Origin of the sequence: Levilactobacillus zymae, from assembly GCF_032190635.1 — a bacterium.
GTDB lineage: Bacteria > Bacillota > Bacilli > Lactobacillales > Lactobacillaceae > Levilactobacillus > Levilactobacillus zymae_A.
In genome coordinates this window covers 2,452,244-2,468,954 of record NZ_JAVLAS010000001.1, presented here as the reverse complement: position 1 = coordinate 2,468,954, position 16,711 = coordinate 2,452,244, and the positions used below count along the sequence as shown (strand labels likewise).

The following is a 16,711-nucleotide window of genomic DNA, read 5'->3' as shown; positions in this document are numbered from 1 at the left end:
AATAAGTTCAACTAACCAACCGCAAGTTTCCCGATTGGATGTAACTTCGGGGGCCAATTCTCAGGTAAATTCAAAAAAATAAAGAAAACGCTTTCTTTATGACCAGAAACATGCTATATTTAACATCAAGGTTGGTAGTTTAAACCAACCAACATAGTTAACGACAGTCACCAACTTACATCTGACTGAATCGGTAAGCAACATTACACTAAGGAGCTAAAAACTATGCGAAAAGTCTCTACAGGTTTTGTCTACTTCTTTGGCGCATTGGGCGGTCTTCTCTTCGGATACGATACCGGGGTAATTTCGGGGGCCATTCTGTTTATCCAAAAGCAAATGCATTTAGGCGCCTGGCAACAAGGGTGGGTCGTCAGTGCGGTTCTGCTGGGGGCCATCCTCGGGGCGGCCATCATTGGACCTTCGTCTGACCGGTACGGTCGGCGTAAACTATTATTATTCTCAGCTATTATCTTCTTCGTCGGGGCGTTAGGCTCCGCATTCGCCCCAGAATTCTGGACGTTAATCATCTCACGGGTCATCTTAGGGATGGCCGTGGGGGCGGCTTCGGCCTTGATCCCGACCTACTTAGCCGAGTTAGCACCGGCTAGCAAGCGGGGGACCGTGTCCAGTCTGTTCCAACTGATGGTGATGACCGGGATCTTCCTGGCTTACGTCACGAATTACACCTTCTCCGGGATGTACACCGGTTGGCGGTGGATGCTCGGGCTAGCCGCTGTCCCAGCCGCATTACTGTTCTTAGGGGGGCTGATCTTACCGGAATCACCACGTTACCTGGTGAAGACGGGTCACGGTGAAGCCGCTCGTGAAGTCTTAGACACCATGAACAAGCACGATAAAGCTGCCGTTGACGAAGAATTAGCGCAGATCCACGAACAAGCTAAGATTAAGAGTGGTGGCTGGTCCGAACTCTTTGGTAAGATGGTCCGGCCTTCCCTGGTTATCGGGATTGGGTTAGCCATCTTCCAACAGGTCATGGGTTGTAACACCGTGTTGTACTACGCACCAACCATCTTTACCGACGTTGGGTTCGGGGTCTCCGCGGCCTTGATTGCCCATATCGGGATCGGGATCTTTAACGTGATCGTGACCGCGGTTGCCGTGGCCATCATGGATAAGATTGACCGGAAGAAGATGTTGAACATCGGTGCCGTCGGGATGGGGATTTCCCTGTTCGTGATGAGTATCGGGATGAAGTTCTCCGGCGGTTCCTTCACGGCAGCCGTCATCAGTGTGATTGCGTTGACGATTTACATTGCCTTCTTCTCCGCAACTTGGGGTCCGGTAATGTGGGTGATGATTGGGGAAGTCTTCCCATTGAACATCCGGGGCTTAGGGAACTCGTTTGCCAGTGTGATTAACTGGTCCGCTAACATGGTGGTTTCCCTGACCTTCCCAGCGCTGTTAGACTTCTTCGGAACTGGTAGTTTATTTATCGGTTACGGGGTCCTCTGTTTCGCTTCCATCTGGTTCGTCCAGAAGAAGGTTTTCGAAACGCGGAACCGTTCCTTGGAAGAAATCGAAGGGACGTTGCGGGAAAAGGCAGCCGAAAAGGATGCCAGTTTAGCTCACTAATTTAAACTGAACGGTAAAAAGTCGGGACGAGAGCCCGACTTTTTTTGTTGGTTATTGAAAATTCCTGAAAACGACGATCGAAAGATGTTCGGGTTTTCTTAAATTCTGAAAAGACAGAATCGATTGGATTGTGAGCGGCTTCATGGCGGGCCGCAAGACGTAATCTTCGCTATTAAGGTATAGAATTCAAAAATAGCGCTTTCATTTTTGGGATGAGAGCGCTATACTATTCTCATGGTTGGTTGCGTGCATCAACCAACTTAAAGATAAAGCCATTTCCGGTGACTTTAAAGCACACGGTCAATACCGCGAAAAGGGAGCAATTAAAAAGATGCGAAAAGTTTCAACTGGGTTTGTGTATTTCTTCGGTGCCCTCGGAGGATTACTCTTCGGGTACGATACCGGGGTCATCTCCGGGGCCATCCTGTTCATTCAAAAGCAAATGAACTTGGGGTCTTGGCAACAGGGCTGGGTAGTGAGTGCGGTTCTGTTAGGGGCCATCCTCGGGGCGGCCATTATCGGACCGTCGTCTGACCGGTTCGGTCGGCGCAAGCTTTTGCTATTATCCGCCATTATCTTCTTCGTCGGCGCCTTAGGATCGGCGTTTGCGCCAGAGTTCTGGACGCTGATCATTTTCCGAATCATCCTGGGGATGGCCGTCGGGGCCGCCTCGGCCTTGATTCCCACCTACCTGGCCGAATTATCGCCGGCCGATAAGCGGGGGACCGTGTCTAGTTTGTTCCAGCTGATGGTCATGACCGGGATTTTCCTGGCCTACGTCACCAACTACACCTTCTCCGGGATGTACACCGGTTGGCGGTGGATGCTAGGGTTTGCGGCCATTCCAGCGGCGCTACTGTTCTTAGGGGGATTAATCTTACCCGAATCGCCTCGGTTCCTGGTCAAGCAGGGGCACCTGGTTGCGGCGCGTGAAGTGTTGGATACCATGAACAAGCACGACCAAGCGGCCGTCGATCAAGAAGTCGCCCAGATTCAAAAACAAGCCAAAATTGTTAGTGGTGGTTGGAAGGAACTCTTCAGTAAGATGGTCCGGCCGGCACTGGTTATCGGGGTGGGCTTAGCCATCTTCCAACAAGTCATGGGATGTAACACCGTGCTGTACTACGCACCAACCATCTTTACCGACGTGGGATTCGGGGTCTCCGCGGCCCTGTTAGCCCACATCGGAATCGGGATCTTTAACGTGATTGTGACGGCCGTTGCCGTGGCGATCATGGATAAGATTGACCGGAAGAAAATGCTGATTGGCGGGGCCATCGGCATGGGTGTGTCGTTGTTCATCATGAGCATCGCCATGAAGTTCTCTCACGGGTCCTTCACGGCCGCCGTGGTCTGTGTACTCGCCTTAACCGTCTACATCGCGTTTTTCTCCGCAACCTGGGGTCCGGTGATGTGGGTCATGATCGGGGAAGTCTTCCCGTTGAACATTCGGGGCTTAGGGAACTCCTTTGCCAGTGTGATTAACTGGACGGCCAACATGGTGGTTTCCCTGACGTTCCCGTCCTTACTGGACTTCTTCGGTACGGGGAGTTTATTCATTGGTTACGGCATTCTGTGCTTCGTGTCCATCTGGTTCGTGCACAAGATGGTCTTCGAAACGCGGAACCGGTCGTTGGAAGAAATCGAAGCGACGTTACGGGCCAAGAGCGGCGAAAAGGAAGCCAAGTTCTCGGCGCAACACTAGTCGTCTTTTAAGACCAGTAACGGCGTACCATTTAAACGTTAATGCCGTCAATTCTATTAAAGGGTCACCTCCAAACGGGTGGCCTTTTTTGGTGCCTGTGGTCCGGTTTTCCGGATAATAGCGGTGACAATCGCTAGCTGTCAGAAAAGGTTGTGGTGCAAAGTCGCCTGGGGCGGCTTTTTTAGGTGAGGGTGACTGAATTCTTGCATGCTGATCCGTTCCTTTCCGGTGAGTTAAAGTTCCGTGTAGTCGAATTTAAAGAAGTTTGCGGGCGTTTGGTAGCCGGCGTAATCTACCGCGGCCAACCCCACGAACGCGCCCGTGAAGAAGCCACCGTAGTTTTGCATGACGTAGTCGTCCGAGAGAATGGCGGCATCTAAGGTCACGGGGATGGTGTGCCAATCGGTTCCGTTGAAGGAATATTGGTATTGATAGGTTTGGGTCCGAACGGCGGTTTTAAACCAAACCTTGTGGGTGCCCGCAGGGATCTGAATGGCCTGGTCCTTGAGGAAGGACGTGTAGTGATTATCGTCATTTTGAGCGACTTCAATCACGGGGCCCCGTTGCTCGTCGCGGGTGATAAAGACCCAGGAGTAGTGGCGGTCGTTATAGAAGTTCACTAGGCCCGCCATTTGTTGATAGCTGGTAGGGTTAAAGCTCAGCTGAGTCGTGGCGTCGAACTCGAAGGCTTGCCAGCGCCGGGCGACCATTGAAACGTCGAAGGTGCTGGAGAGCGATTGGCGCCCCACTAGGGTTAACTTGCCGTTACCGACCGTGCCCAGCTTAGCAGAGAAGGGCTGACGTAGCGTGTTCCAATTAGGATCGAGGGCTGGTGCTTGGAAATCGTCGTGCTGAGCTTGTTGAGTCACGACTGGGGTGACTAAACTTCCCTTTGGCGCGTCGACCAGGGTGGTCCCGTTGTGGCCGCCGACGATCCGGGGCCAGCCCGCGTCGTCCCAGGTTACCTTTTGCAGGGACGTTTCGCGACCTAGGCTACTCCAGCCCCGGGGATCGTGGGTGGATTCGTTGGCGTGGTGCCACGGCCGTGAGACTAATGAGGCGTAGTACCATTCACCATCCGGTGTATCGACGAGTTCACCGTGCCCCTGCTTTTGAAGGTACGAGTCTGGCGAGTCCATGTTCGTGATGAAGGGACCATCGGGCTGGTTGACGAAGGATAGTGCGTCGAGGGTCTTAGAGCGGGCCACGATTTCCTGGTGGGCAAAGGCGGTCCCGCCCTCGGCAGCGAAGAGGTAGTAATAGCCGTTGTGCCGGTATAGGTGGGGCCCTTCGACCAAGCGGACGTCGTCACCTTGAGAGATGGTCCGCGCCGTCTCGGGTAACAACCGTTGGGACTGAGGGTCGTATTCGGTCAGGGTAATCCCGTTAAAGGGGTTGTGGTATTCGCGGTGATCCCAGGTCTGTTGGACCAGGTATTTGCGTCCATCCTGGTCGTGAAATAGCGAGGCGTCAAAGCCGAGACTGTTTAGGGGTACGGGATCGGACCAGGGGCCTTCGATCGATTCGGCGGTCGTCAGGTAGTTCTGCAGGTCTTTAAAGGGCCCCTGCACGGATTTAACGTCGGAGTAGACCAACCAGAACTTCCCGTCCGCGTAAGACAGGTCTGGGGCCCAAACACCACCGGAAGCGGGATCGCCGATCATGTTCACTAAGCGGGTAGAGGCTAGCGGGGAAGGGACTTGTGTCCAGTGCACTAGGTCCGTTGATTGGTGCAGCCGCACGCCGGGGAACCATTCGAAGGTTGAGTTGGCGATGTAGTATGTATTGTGGACCCGGATGATGCTGGGGTCGGGATGAAAACCGGTGAGAATTGGGTTTTTAATTTGCAAATTAACGTCTCCTTTGGATGATATAAAGCTATGAAAGCGTTTTATATCCGTTTGTGGCTTATTATACTAGCTTAGTTGTTGAAAGCAACCAACTTTGGGCCGTCTGTAGACGATTGGAAATAAAGAGGTTACAAGGTAGATTGTAAAATTAATCCGAACGCTGTTCGGACAAAAAAGATCAGCTTCCTTTAAAATGGTGTTTACCACAAACCCATCTTTTAGGAGCTGATCTTTTGTCTAGTATAACCTATTCCGAACGAATTAAAATCGAAACCTTTTGTGAACTAGGGCTGTCCAATATCCAAATGGGCGTTCGGCTGAACCGATCACCGTCAACAATTTCTTATGAATTATCTCGATGTCAACCTTATCAGGCTGAATTAGCACAAACAGATGCCGAATACAAGCGATCACGATGTGGTCGGAAAACTAAGCTGAGCGATGAGTTAAAGCAAAAAATTCTCAACCATTTACGTCTAAGCTGGTCACCAGGAATGATTGCTCACGAATTTAAACTAGCTACTAAATCTATTTATAATTGGCTAAATCAGGGGAGAATTGATTTCTCCTTGAATGATCTACCTGAACATGGCGTACGCCAACGGCGTAACGTTGACCAACGATCCAAATATAATCAATCTTTGGGGCGATCAATTGAACAGCGTCCCATGATGATTAATCAACGTAATCGCATCGGCGATTTTGAACTAGATACAGTCGTTGGTCCTCGTGGGCATAGTAAGGCAGTTTTATTAACTTTAATCGATCGAAAATCACGGTTCCTTTGGGCATACCGGTTAAAAGATCGAACGACAGCGAGTGTTAATGAAGCACTGACTAAGTTCCTAACAACTTTTAATGGACCGGTGCACAGTTTTACTGTGGACCGTGGTACTGAGTTTAGTGGGCTAGTATCATTTGAATCACAATATGGTATTAAGACCTATTACTGTCATGCTTATACGCCAGCTGAACGTGGTAGTAATGAACGCTTTAATCGGAATTTACGTTATTTTTATCCTAAGGGGACTCGTTTTGAGCACATTAGTGCTCAAGATTTAACGACGACGTTACTCCAAATTAACCAGCGACCGCTTAAAATACTCGACTGGCAAACACCGTATCAGGTTATGCTGACCAATTTGTCCAAAAATTCGGATTAAATTTGCAATCTACCACAATATAACAAAAAACATGGCAAATTACAAGTTTAATCCGAACAAGCCCGGAATCTTTCAATGGCAGTCTGTTGATGATGTATTTTTAATGGTCGTTGATTAATTAGTTCAAGTGCTGCTAGGATCTCATCAGTCGTTACTTGGCTAAAATTGGTCTTTTTCGGGAAGAACCAGCGTAACCGTCTATTAAAATATTCATTGGAACCTCGCTCCCATGGTGAATATGGATGGCAAAAATAAACTTTGATCTGATAATCCTGTTCTAAGGCCTGATAATTGGCAAACTCTTTACCATGATCAACAGTAATGGATTTTACTTGGGGACCGAAGGCCCCCATAAACTTGCCAAAGGCGGTGTTTAGAGCCTTAGCCGTTCTATTAGGGGCTTTGATGGCCCATAGAAGTCGGGTCTTACGTTCTACGAATGTAACCAGACATGATCGTGACTCACTTCGACTAGAAAGCACCGTATCTACTTCCCAATGACCAAAAGCTAACCGTTGATTAACAGTTGTTGGCCGTTGTTCGATGGAAGTCCCACTTGTAAATTTCCCACGATTTTCGCTCACTCGGTGCTGGCGGACATTCCGATTGGGTAGATCAGTCAATTTGAAGAGGAGCCAGCCACGATTAAGCCAATTATAAATTGACGCAGTGCTCAAGTTATAAGCGGCCGCAATGGTTTCTGGTGACCAGGTTAATCGTAAGTGATTGGTAATTAAAGTCGCTAATGCTGCCGTCAGCATCGAACGACGACCGCAATTCCGCCTTTTGCGATCTGCATCTTGCTGAGCTAATTCTGGATCATAAGGTTTAACCCGGTCCAACTCATAGCTAATCGTAGCTTTGGCGACGCCTAAGGCGTCAGCCATTACTTGGTAAGATTTATTCCCCTCATTGACCAGTTGTGCTAGTGCGCCACGTTGAAAACGTGATAAAGTAGATGTACCCAAAGTAATCACTCCCTATATTGGTTGGAATTAGCTACTACCATTGTAAGTGATTGCTTTGGGCTTTTTAATTTCTGTTCGGATTAATTATAGAATTTGCCACATTAAAAAATATGGGAAGCAGGTCAACAAAATGGACAAAGATTTCGTGGCAATTCCGAATCTTGAATCGAGCATTCGCTTATTTGGCGGACACATGCGCACAGTTTCTGGCGGTTGGAAATTCTTCGGGCAACAACACCAGTCATTCGAGTTAATGTGTGTGGTCGCTGGACAACAGGTGACTCAGATCCGCAATTTGCCCCCGATGATTTACGGTCCCGGTGAGGTATTGGTGATTTCGCCGGGAACCTGGCACGTGAATGCCAACGCGAGTCAAAACGAACCCATGACTTACATTACCTGTCACTTCGATATGGAGAACTTAAATCTAAAATCGGAGATTATTAGTAACCTGGCTAATTCGGTGTTTAGAGCGGACAGCTTCTTTGCGAAGAACGCCTTTAAGACTTCTAAGCAGCTGATTGAAATTAGCGAAAACACTGATTTGTCGGAGGAAGAGCAACGGTTGAAGATTCAGATTATCTTTTTAAACTTCCTCTTAGTTATCGTCCATAATATCAAGAAATTCAAAAAGGTGGACGTCAAATATACGGACCGCGAAGCACAATTAGCTCGGTCGTTAGCGACCTTAATGGCGGATAACATTAAGCTAGATCATCCTAAGATGGATAGTTTCGAGGACAATTGTCAGCGCTTAAATATCAGTGCGGGGTACGGCCACCGGATCTTCAAGCGGGTCTATGGCATCACACGGTAGATTGCAAATTTAATCCGAATTTTTGGACAAATTGGTCAGCATAACCTGATACGGTGTTTGCCAGTCGAGTATTTTAAGCGGTCGCTGGTTAATTTGGAGTAACGTCGTCGTTAAATCTTGAGCACTAATGTGCTCAAAACGAGTCCCCTTAGGATAAAAATAACGTAAATTCCGATTAAAGCGTTCATTACTACCACGTTCAGCTGGCGTATAAGCATGACAGTAATAGGTCTTAATACCATATTGTGATTCAAATGATACTAGCCCACTAAACTCAGTACCACGGTCCACAGTAAAACTGTGCACCGGTCCATTAAAAGTTGTTAGGAACTTAGTCAGTGCTTCATTAACACTCGCTGTCGTTCGATCTTTTAACCGGTATGCCCAAAGGAACCGTGATTTTCGATCGATTAAAGTTAATAAAACTGCCTTACTATGCCCACGAGGACCAACGACTGTATCTAGTTCAAAATCGCCGATGCGATTACGTTGATTAATCATCATGGGACGCTGTTCAATTGATCGCCCCAAAGATTGATTATATTTGGATCGTTGGTCAACGTTACGCCGTTGGCGTACGCCATGTTCAGGTAGATCATTCAAGGAGAAATCAATTCTCCCCTGATTTAGCCAATTATAAATAGATTTAGTAGCTAGTTTAAATTCGTGAGCAATCATTCCTGGTGACCAGCTTAGACGTAAATGGTTGAGAATTTTTTGCTTTAACTCATCGCTCAGCTTAGTTTTCCGACCACATCGTGATCGCTTGTATTCGGCATCTGTTTGTGCTAATTCAGCCTGATAAGGTTGACATCGAGATAATTCATAAGAAATTGTTGACGGTGATCGGTTCAGCCGAACGCCCATTTGGATATTGGACAGCCCTAGTTCACAAAAGGTTTCGATTTTAATTCGTTCGGAATAGGTTATACTAGACAAAAGATCAGCTCCTAAAAGATGGGTTTGTGGTAAACACCATTTTAAAGGAAGCTGATCTTTTTTGTCCGAACAGCGTTCGGATTAATTTTACAATCTACCACACCATTACATTATCTGGAAGATCGTAAATATAGTAAGGCCAAAGTTTTATTGGGGTCACCGGAGTACAGTATTGAGCGAGTTTCCCGGATGGTCGGGGCCACTAGCATGTCTAGTTTCAGCAAACAATTTAAAAAATGGTCGGGCATTTCACCCAGTAAATATCAGCAACAAGTCTTACATAAACGTAGTGTGACTACGGTTAGAGGGAGCGGGTATTTTGAATGATCCGGTTCAGGATTTGACAAAAAGGCGTCACTTCTGAATATGGCTTTTTCACTTGTAAGCGATTACACTAGCCTTAGTGATTAACGTAAACCTTTTCAGCGAAACGTTAATCTTAATTTTTGAAAGTATTGGTTGGTTGTTAGAACAAACCAATATCATTAATTTGGGAGATGATACTTTTGTACGAAGCATGGTTAAATCAAACCGCTATTCGGCAGGAATTCAGTGATGAAACTTTTGCTTTTAAGCAAATGGATTTAAAACCCGGGGATGCGGTGACCTTAAGACTGCGCGAGGAAATTACGGAATGGCTCCACCGGCCGGTTTTGGCGGATGACCACCAAGCCACGATCGTATTTGCACTCGCCCCGGATAACTTTGCCACCACCGAGGCGTTCCAGATTGTCCAGGCTGCCGGTCAAACCACGATTACGGCGCAGGGACCAGCCGGATTGATTTACGGCTTCTACGCCTTGATTCGCCAACGGTTAACGGGCACCAAGCAGGTGACCTTAGCGTCCGCCCCGGATCAAGCCCTTCGGATGATCGATCACTGGGATCAAATCGACGGCAGCATCGAACGGGGATATGCGGGCGCCTCCATCTTCTTCGGGGCCCCCGACCATTTGAGCAATCCGGACAAGGGTGACTTCGCGGTCTTACCGGTAAAGGGTGATCCGTTCCGGCACGATCGTAACCGGATGGTGCGCTACGCACGGCTGCTCGCGTCGGTTGGCATTAACGCCATTTCCCTGAATAACGTGAACGTGCGGGACCAGGGCACGAACCTGATTACGGAACCGTATCTTGACGGGGTCAAGGAAATTGCCGATATTTTCCGCGGCTTCGGTATCCAGATTTACTTAGCAATTAATTGGGAATCACCAATTCACATTGGGCACTTAGCAACATCGGATCCACTGGATACTAAAGTCGAAGCCTTTTGGCAGCAGATCTGCGATGGCATTTACCAGGTTATCCCCGATTTTGGTGGGTTTGTGGTGAAGGCCGACAGTGAAGGGGAACCGGGACCGTATCAGTATGGTCGGACCCACGCGGAAGGTGCCAACATGTTGGCACAGGCCATTGCACCCCATCACGGATTGATTATCTGGCGCGCGTTTGTGTACAACTCTCACCAAGACTGGCGGGATCGGTCGACTGACCGGGCCAAGGCCGCATATGAGAACTTTGAAGGCCTAGATGGTCAGTTTGCCGATAACGTGATCTTACAGATCAAGTTTGGCCCCATCGATTTTCAGACGGCCGAGCCACTGCAGCCCCTATTTGGGAAGTTGCAACACACGAACCAGATGATGGAATTTGAATTAGCCGCGGAGTACCTGGGCCATCAGATCGACGTCAACTATGCGGTGCCACAATGGTCTCACATGATTAACTTCGAGACGCAACACGCGAACTTTGCGGATTCTCGGGCCGGTGAAGTCATCAAGGCCGGTTCCATTAAACCCCAAAACAGCGGGTTTGCGGCGGTTGGAAACGTTGGGATGACCCCGTTTTGGACGGGGAACCCGTTAGCCTTAGCCAACCTGTACGGTTACGGGCGGCTCTGCTGGGGGAATCGGCTCCAACCGGATGACATCTTGAACGAATGGCTACAGTTGACCTTCGGGGTGGCCAAGGCCCAAACGCGCCGCAAGATTTTCGACATCTTGAGCAGCTCGAATCAGACCTACCGGAACTACACGGCACCGTTGGGCGTGGGCTTCATGGTCGTTCCGCATTACCATTATGGTGTTTCCGTCAACGGTTATGAATACGATAAGTGGGGCACCTACCACTTTGCGGACCGTAATGGGGTCGGGGTTGACCGGACGCAGAAGACGGGGACTGGCTTTACGGCCATGTACGCGCCCCAAGTGGCGGCGATGTTCGAAGAGTTAGCCACGACGCCCGTCGAATTGGCATTATTCTTCCACCATATTCGGTATGATCAGGTGTTGCCTAACCATAAAACGTTGATTCAAACCATCTACGATACCCACTTTGACGGGTTCGACATGACGACCAAGTACATGGATGATTGGGCCACGTTGCAGGCGGATTTACCGGCGGACCTCTTCCAAGAAGTCCAGAATTGTTTGGAACGGCAGAATGAAAACGCTTTGGAATGGCGGGACCAGGTCAACACGTACTTCTACCGGATGTCCGGGATTGCGGACGAACAGGGCCGACAAATTTACCGTTAGTTTTTCAATCAAGTTGAGACCATTAAAATAATGGAGTGAGAACTTATGAATAAAACGTTAACAAAAGAGCAGATTGAAGCCACGAAAAAACCAGTTGGCATGTGGCACAGTATTGCCTTTGGGATTACTGATTTAATGGGTGGGGGCTACGGTGCGTTAGTCGGTGCCTACCTGATGTTCTTCTTTACGACTTTCTGTAATTTAAATCCACTGGAAGCCGGGAGTATTATTGGGTTGGCGAAGTTAGTCGACTCAGTAACGTCAATTGTCATGGGGAAGCTTTCTGATAGCTTCTGGCGGACTAAGCTCGGTCGTAAGTACGGCCGGCGGCACTTCTTCCTCCTCATTGGATCACCGTTAGTGCTGATTGTCTACAGCCTACTCTGGATCCCTGGGGTCGGTTACCTGTACTACTTAGTGATGTACTGCTTGGTTGAAATCGTGGTCACGATGGTCATGATTCCGTACGAAACCTTACCTTCTGAAATGACCACGGATTACAACTCGCGGTCCAAGATGTCCACGACGCGGATGTTCTTCTCCGGTAGTATTACGTCGATCGTCACGTTAGTCGGGGGGATTGTGATTAGCCTGATGGGTGATCACAACGCTTACGCTTATACTGTAATTGGGATTATCTTCGCCGTGATCTTCAGTGTTGCGGTCATGATTACTTACAAGTTCACTTGGGAACGTCCAGTTGACGTGATCAAGGCAGGGATGACGGAAGCAGAAATTAATGAACACCAAAACCTGCTTAAGTTCCTCTGGAGTGCGCTAGTTTCCTACTTCTCCACGTTGCGCGTTAAGGCGTTCCGGCAACACATGTACCTGTACTTATTAGGGGTAACCGCCCAAGACTTATTCTCCGGTGCCTTCGTTTACTTCGTGGTCTTCGGTTACGGTCTGTCCACGTCGACGGCTTCTTGGTTACTGTCCTTAGGGATTATCGGGTTACCATTAACGCCAGTTAACTATTGGTTATTCACGCGTTTAGGGGCTCGTCGTTGTTACATGCTTTACTTCTCCTTAGTCATTGTATCGTTGGGTGCTTACTACGTCTTGTTCCTGATGCACATGTCACAAGGAATGCTAATTGCCATCTTGGCCGTCGTTTCGACGATCTACCTCTTCTTTAAGGGTGGTGCTTACTCCATTCCTTGGAACGTCTTTCCATTTATTCCCGATGTCGATGAAATCATCACCGGGAAGCGGCGTGAAGGTGAATTTGCCGCAATGATGAACTTTATCCGGAAGGTGACCTCTGGGATCGCTGCGGTCTTCTTAGGTTGGATCTTGACCATGAACGGCTTTAAGACGGGCGCTACCACGCAATCGCCACAGGCCATTCAAGCCATTGTGTTCACCGTCATCTTCGGGACGGGGATCCTGACGTTGGTTGCCATCTTCTTTGCCTTTACGTTTAAGCTCGACGTTCACACTCACACGGTCTTAGTGGATGAAATTAACCGCTTGAAGGCTGGGGGCAAGAAGGCCGACGTTACACCAGATACCAAGAAGATTGTTGAGTCGTTGACCGGGGTAACCTATGATAAATTATGGCCAATTGCGAACGAAACCGAAACGGTTAAGCCAGCAGTTGAAGGTAATTAATGGGTGTCGCTCTAGGCAGTAACCAGTCTGCTGGATGATTAAGTAAATAGTAGTAATGAATATTGAGGCAAGGATGGTGTGGAACTAGTCACTGTCTTTGCCTTCTTTAGTTAAAAGTAGAGAACGGAGCGCGTTAATTATGATATTTATTCCGTACGTCTTACGCAGTCACGCGATTCTTCAACGCGACGTCAGCACCACCTTTTGGGGGATGGCGGCTGCCCAGAGCCGCGTCACGTTGACTTATGAGCAGCACCACCTGGAAACTACCGCGGGAACTAACGGGTACTTCCAGTTCGAATTAGCGCCGCACGCGGCGGGGGACCCGGTGACCTTTGAGGTGACCAGTGGGACCGAACGCGCGGTGAGTCGGGACGTCTTATTCGGGGATGTTTGGTTATTAGCGGGCCAGTCTAACATGCAGTTGTGGTTACAACGCTTAGCGGCCCGTTATCCCCATGAGGTTGACCGGGCTAAGGACGCCAACATTCACTTCTTTATGGTTCCGCAACGGTATGACTTTAAGCAAGCCGACGACGACCTAGCGGCGGGGGAATGGCAAACCGCGGTCGGCAAGAACATCGAGATGTTATCGGGGATTGGGTACTTCTATGCCCAACTGCAACGGCGAGAAACCCACGTGCCGATTGGGTTGATCTCGACGGCCATCGGGGGCACCCCCGTCCGGTCGTGGGTGAGTCAACCCACGCTGGCGGCCATCGGCGAACTGCCGTTGGACTTTGAAAAGCTGGCGGACCAGCAGTTCCTAGACGACTACGTGGCGGACAACAATCGTTATCAGCAGAGCTATGAAAAGCTGTGTGCCCAGTCCGACCAAGGGGTGTTGGGCCACTGGCAACGGGTCGAAACGGACGATACGCAGTGGACCAAACTAGCCTTAGACGGGGAAACCTGGCCAGAAGACTACCGCCAACCGGGGGTCATCTGGATTCGTAAACACCTTCAGACGCCAGCTGCCATGGTGGGCCAGCCCGCCGAGTTCAGGCTAGGGACCTTCGTGGACGCGGATGAAACCTATCTGAACGGTCAAAAGATTGGGGAGACCGGGTACCAATACCCGCCACGCAACTACCGGGTGGATCGCTTGCCGGCGGAGCTGACGCTGACAATTCGCTTACACGTCTTTAACGCACCGGGGGGCCCACGTTTTGGGAAGCAACACGTCTTGATTGGGGAGCAACAAACGGTTGACTTGGATGCCCAGGGGGCGTGGTTAGTTAAGCGCGGGTGCTGGTTACCCCCTAAGCGTGAAAGTGTTTTCCCCCAGTATCAACCCGTGGGGCTGTTTAACGGCATGATTTATCCGTTACGCCGCTTGAACCTCAAAGGAATTCTGTGGTATCAGGGTGAAAGCGATGCGGCACGGCCCACAAATTACGGGCGCGTCTTCGTCCACTTAATTCAAGAATGGCGACGACTGTTCCGCAACCCGGCGTTACCGTTCCTGTACGTGCAGTTGCCGAACTGTGCCATCGAACCTAACCACGTCTGGAGCAAGGTCCGCCTAGCACAGAAGGCGGGATTGGCCCTGGACCACACCGCCATGGTGGTGGCCTTAGGGTTAGGCGAAGATAACGACCTGCACCCCCTGAATAAGGCGGGCGTGGCCCAACAGTTGTTTGACGCGGACCAGATGCTAGCACAGTATCCCAACGGGTATTCTAACGGGCCGTTAGCTACGGCGGCAGCACTAGATAATCATCAGATTCGGCTTCAATTTGAAACGTTTGGCCATCAGTTGGTCGCATCACCCGGGAAGTTCGAGTTATGCCAGAACGGTCAGCTGATCACGCTGCCAGACTTTCAGGTGATTGGGAACACCGTGGCCGTCCGCTTACCGGAGGGCTTGAACGTTGTGCCGGGGAGCCAGATTCGCTACGCGTACGCCAACGCGCCAGTCACGTTCCTGAGAAACGATGCGGATCAGCCGGCCTCCCCCTTTGTCTTAGAGGTTGAGAATCACTTTTACCAAGAGAGTATTTTGACGAATTTGTAGGCGTGACCGTCAGGGAGTGAAATTATGGAAACCATTGATTTAAAGACCAGCCAAGCAACGTTTAACAACCAGGCGTTTCAGTGCATTGGCACGGGACGGTTGGGGTTAGCGTTGCACCAAGAGTATCAACAGGAATTAGCGTTTGTGCAGCGGCAGTTGCAGTTCAAGTACATTCGGGGGCACGGTCTCTTTGCGGACGACGTCGGGATTTACCATGAGTACCAGGATGACCACGGTCAGACCCAGGTTGAGTATAACTTTACGTACCTAGATCGGATCATGGACGGTTACCAGCGGCAAGGCATCAGTCCCTTTCTAGAGTTAGGGTTTATGCCCAAACAGTTGGCTTCGGGCGATCAGACCACGTTTTATTGGCAGGCCAACGTCACGCCACCGAAGGATCCGCAACGGTGGGTGGCGTTGGTCCAAGCCACGCTGCGCCACTTGTTGGACCGCTACGGCCAACAAGTCCTGAGTTGGCCCATCGAGGTGTGGAACGAACCGAACCTGACGAACTTTTGGCAGGATACCGATATGGCGAAATACTTTGAGCTCTTCAAGCTGACCATTCAAGCGATTAAGCAAATTGATCCCCGGTTTCGGGTGGGCGGACCGGCCATCTGTGGGGTTGATGACGAGCGCTGGCTGCGGGAGTTTGTGACCTTCTGCGAACGAGAAGCGTTACCGGTGGACTTCTTTACCCGGCACTTCTATACGGTGAATCCGGTTCCCGTCGAGGGCCACTACCGGTACCCGTCATTGCGGCAATTAGACGAAAGCTTCCATGAACTAGAAGTGTCTCGCCGGATTATTGATCAGTCGTCGCGGTATCACGGGCTCCCCATGTACATCTCCGAATTTAGCTCGTCGTATAGCCCGGATGCACCGTTACACGATACGGTCAAGAATGCGGCTTACGTGGCCGCTTTACTGGCGCGACTGGGGGCGACGTCACAACTCTACTCTTACTGGACGTTCGGGGACGTATTCGAGGAAAAGGGGATTCCGTTTCAGGAATTTCACGGGGGCTTTGGGCTGGTGGCCTTCCACAATATTCCTAAACCGACCTTTTGGACGTTTAAGTTCTTCAAGCAGTTGGTCGGTGACTGCCTGGTAAACACGGACCATTGCGTGATTACCCAAGATGCCCGTGGCACCCTGCACGGGGTGGCCTTTAACTACGGCGATACGGATCGCGCGATGACGCTGCAATTACCAGAGACCTTAACCGGTCAATGCTATTTGCTGCAACAACGACTCGACGACGATCATGCCAACCCGTTAAAGACCTGGCACGTCCTGGGTGAACCGCAGAGTCTCGACGAACGCCAGATCGAACTTTTACGCGACGCGGCGGTGCCGGAAACGGTGACGACGACCTTGTCCGATCAACGGACGGTCGAGCTGCACGTTGCGCCCAACGCGGTGACCTATTTCGAAATCGGTCAGCAGGCGCAAGCACATGACCGGGGCTATGACTATCGCAAAATTTGACGACGACTTTTGAT

General features: G+C 50.0%; 12 protein-coding genes. 9 read left to right on the top strand and 3 right to left on the bottom strand.

Annotated features, from left to right (window positions below; genetic code table 11):
- Positions 1-225 precede the first annotated feature (225 nt).
- Both RI501_RS11745 and RI501_RS11740 read left to right on the top strand, forming a co-directional pair.
- Entirely contained in the window at positions 226-1,593 is a 1,368-nt protein-coding gene (locus tag RI501_RS11745; RefSeq protein WP_313822812.1) for a sugar porter family MFS transporter, read from the top strand.
- A gap of 331 nt (positions 1,594-1,924) precedes the next feature.
- On the top strand, positions 1,925-3,298 hold the full coding sequence (locus tag RI501_RS11740; protein ID WP_313822810.1) for a sugar porter family MFS transporter: 1,374 nt from the start codon (positions 1,925-1,927) through the stop codon (positions 3,296-3,298).
- Between the two features lie 233 nt (positions 3,299-3,531).
- On the opposite strand, the gene RI501_RS11735 is transcribed toward RI501_RS11740, so the two are convergent.
- Complete coding sequence (locus RI501_RS11735; protein ID WP_313822808.1) at positions 3,532-5,148, bottom strand: glycoside hydrolase family 43 protein; 1,617 nt, start codon at positions 5,146-5,148, stop codon at positions 3,532-3,534.
- Positions 5,149-5,381: 233 nt separating this feature from the next.
- On the opposite strand from RI501_RS11735, the gene RI501_RS11730 reads away from it, so the two are divergent.
- Positions 5,382-6,311, top strand: a complete 930-nt coding sequence (locus tag RI501_RS11730; protein ID WP_313819825.1) for an IS30-like element ISLpl1 family transposase — start codon at positions 5,382-5,384, stop codon at positions 6,309-6,311.
- Between the two features lie 47 nt (positions 6,312-6,358).
- Here RI501_RS11730 and RI501_RS11725 read toward each other — a convergent pair whose 3' ends face one another.
- Entirely contained in the window at positions 6,359-7,279 is a 921-nt protein-coding gene (locus RI501_RS11725; protein WP_082265524.1) for an IS30-like element ISLsa1 family transposase, read from the bottom strand.
- A gap of 130 nt (positions 7,280-7,409) precedes the next feature.
- On the opposite strand from RI501_RS11725, the gene RI501_RS11720 reads away from it, so the two are divergent.
- Positions 7,410-8,096 carry a cupin domain-containing protein gene (locus RI501_RS11720; protein ID WP_313822806.1) on the top strand — a complete coding sequence of 229 codons (687 nt, stop codon included), beginning with the start codon at positions 7,410-7,412 and terminating at the stop codon, positions 8,094-8,096.
- Between the two features lie 9 nt (positions 8,097-8,105).
- Here RI501_RS11720 and RI501_RS11715 read toward each other — a convergent pair whose 3' ends face one another.
- On the bottom strand, positions 8,106-9,035 hold the full coding sequence (locus RI501_RS11715) for an IS30-like element ISLpl1 family transposase (RefSeq protein ID WP_313819825.1): 930 nt from the start codon (positions 9,033-9,035) through the stop codon (positions 8,106-8,108).
- 51 nt (positions 9,036-9,086) lie between these two features.
- Here RI501_RS11715 and RI501_RS11710 point away from each other — a divergent pair, with 51 nt between their 5' ends.
- The 5 genes from RI501_RS11710 (at position 9,087) to RI501_RS11690 (ending at position 16,697) form a co-directional block, all read left to right on the top strand.
- Positions 9,087-9,362: a helix-turn-helix domain-containing protein gene (locus RI501_RS11710; RefSeq protein ID WP_313823238.1), complete on the top strand. Its 276-nt coding sequence runs from the start codon at positions 9,087-9,089 to the stop codon at positions 9,360-9,362.
- Positions 9,363-9,532: 170 nt separating this feature from the next.
- A complete protein-coding gene (locus RI501_RS11705) occupies positions 9,533-11,572 on the top strand; it encodes an alpha-glucuronidase (protein ID WP_313822804.1) in 2,040 nt (679 codons plus the stop codon).
- Positions 11,573-11,617: 45 nt separating this feature from the next.
- On the top strand, positions 11,618-13,186 hold the full coding sequence (locus tag RI501_RS11700) for an MFS transporter (protein ID WP_313822802.1): 1,569 nt from the start codon (positions 11,618-11,620) through the stop codon (positions 13,184-13,186).
- 139 nt (positions 13,187-13,325) lie between these two features.
- Positions 13,326-15,203, top strand: coding sequence for a sialate O-acetylesterase (locus RI501_RS11695; protein ID WP_313822800.1), 1,878 nt, complete (start codon positions 13,326-13,328; stop codon positions 15,201-15,203).
- A gap of 24 nt (positions 15,204-15,227) precedes the next feature.
- Positions 15,228-16,697, top strand: coding sequence for a GH39 family glycosyl hydrolase (locus RI501_RS11690; protein ID WP_313822798.1), 1,470 nt, complete (start codon positions 15,228-15,230; stop codon positions 16,695-16,697).
- Positions 16,698-16,711: the final 14 nt, after the last annotated feature.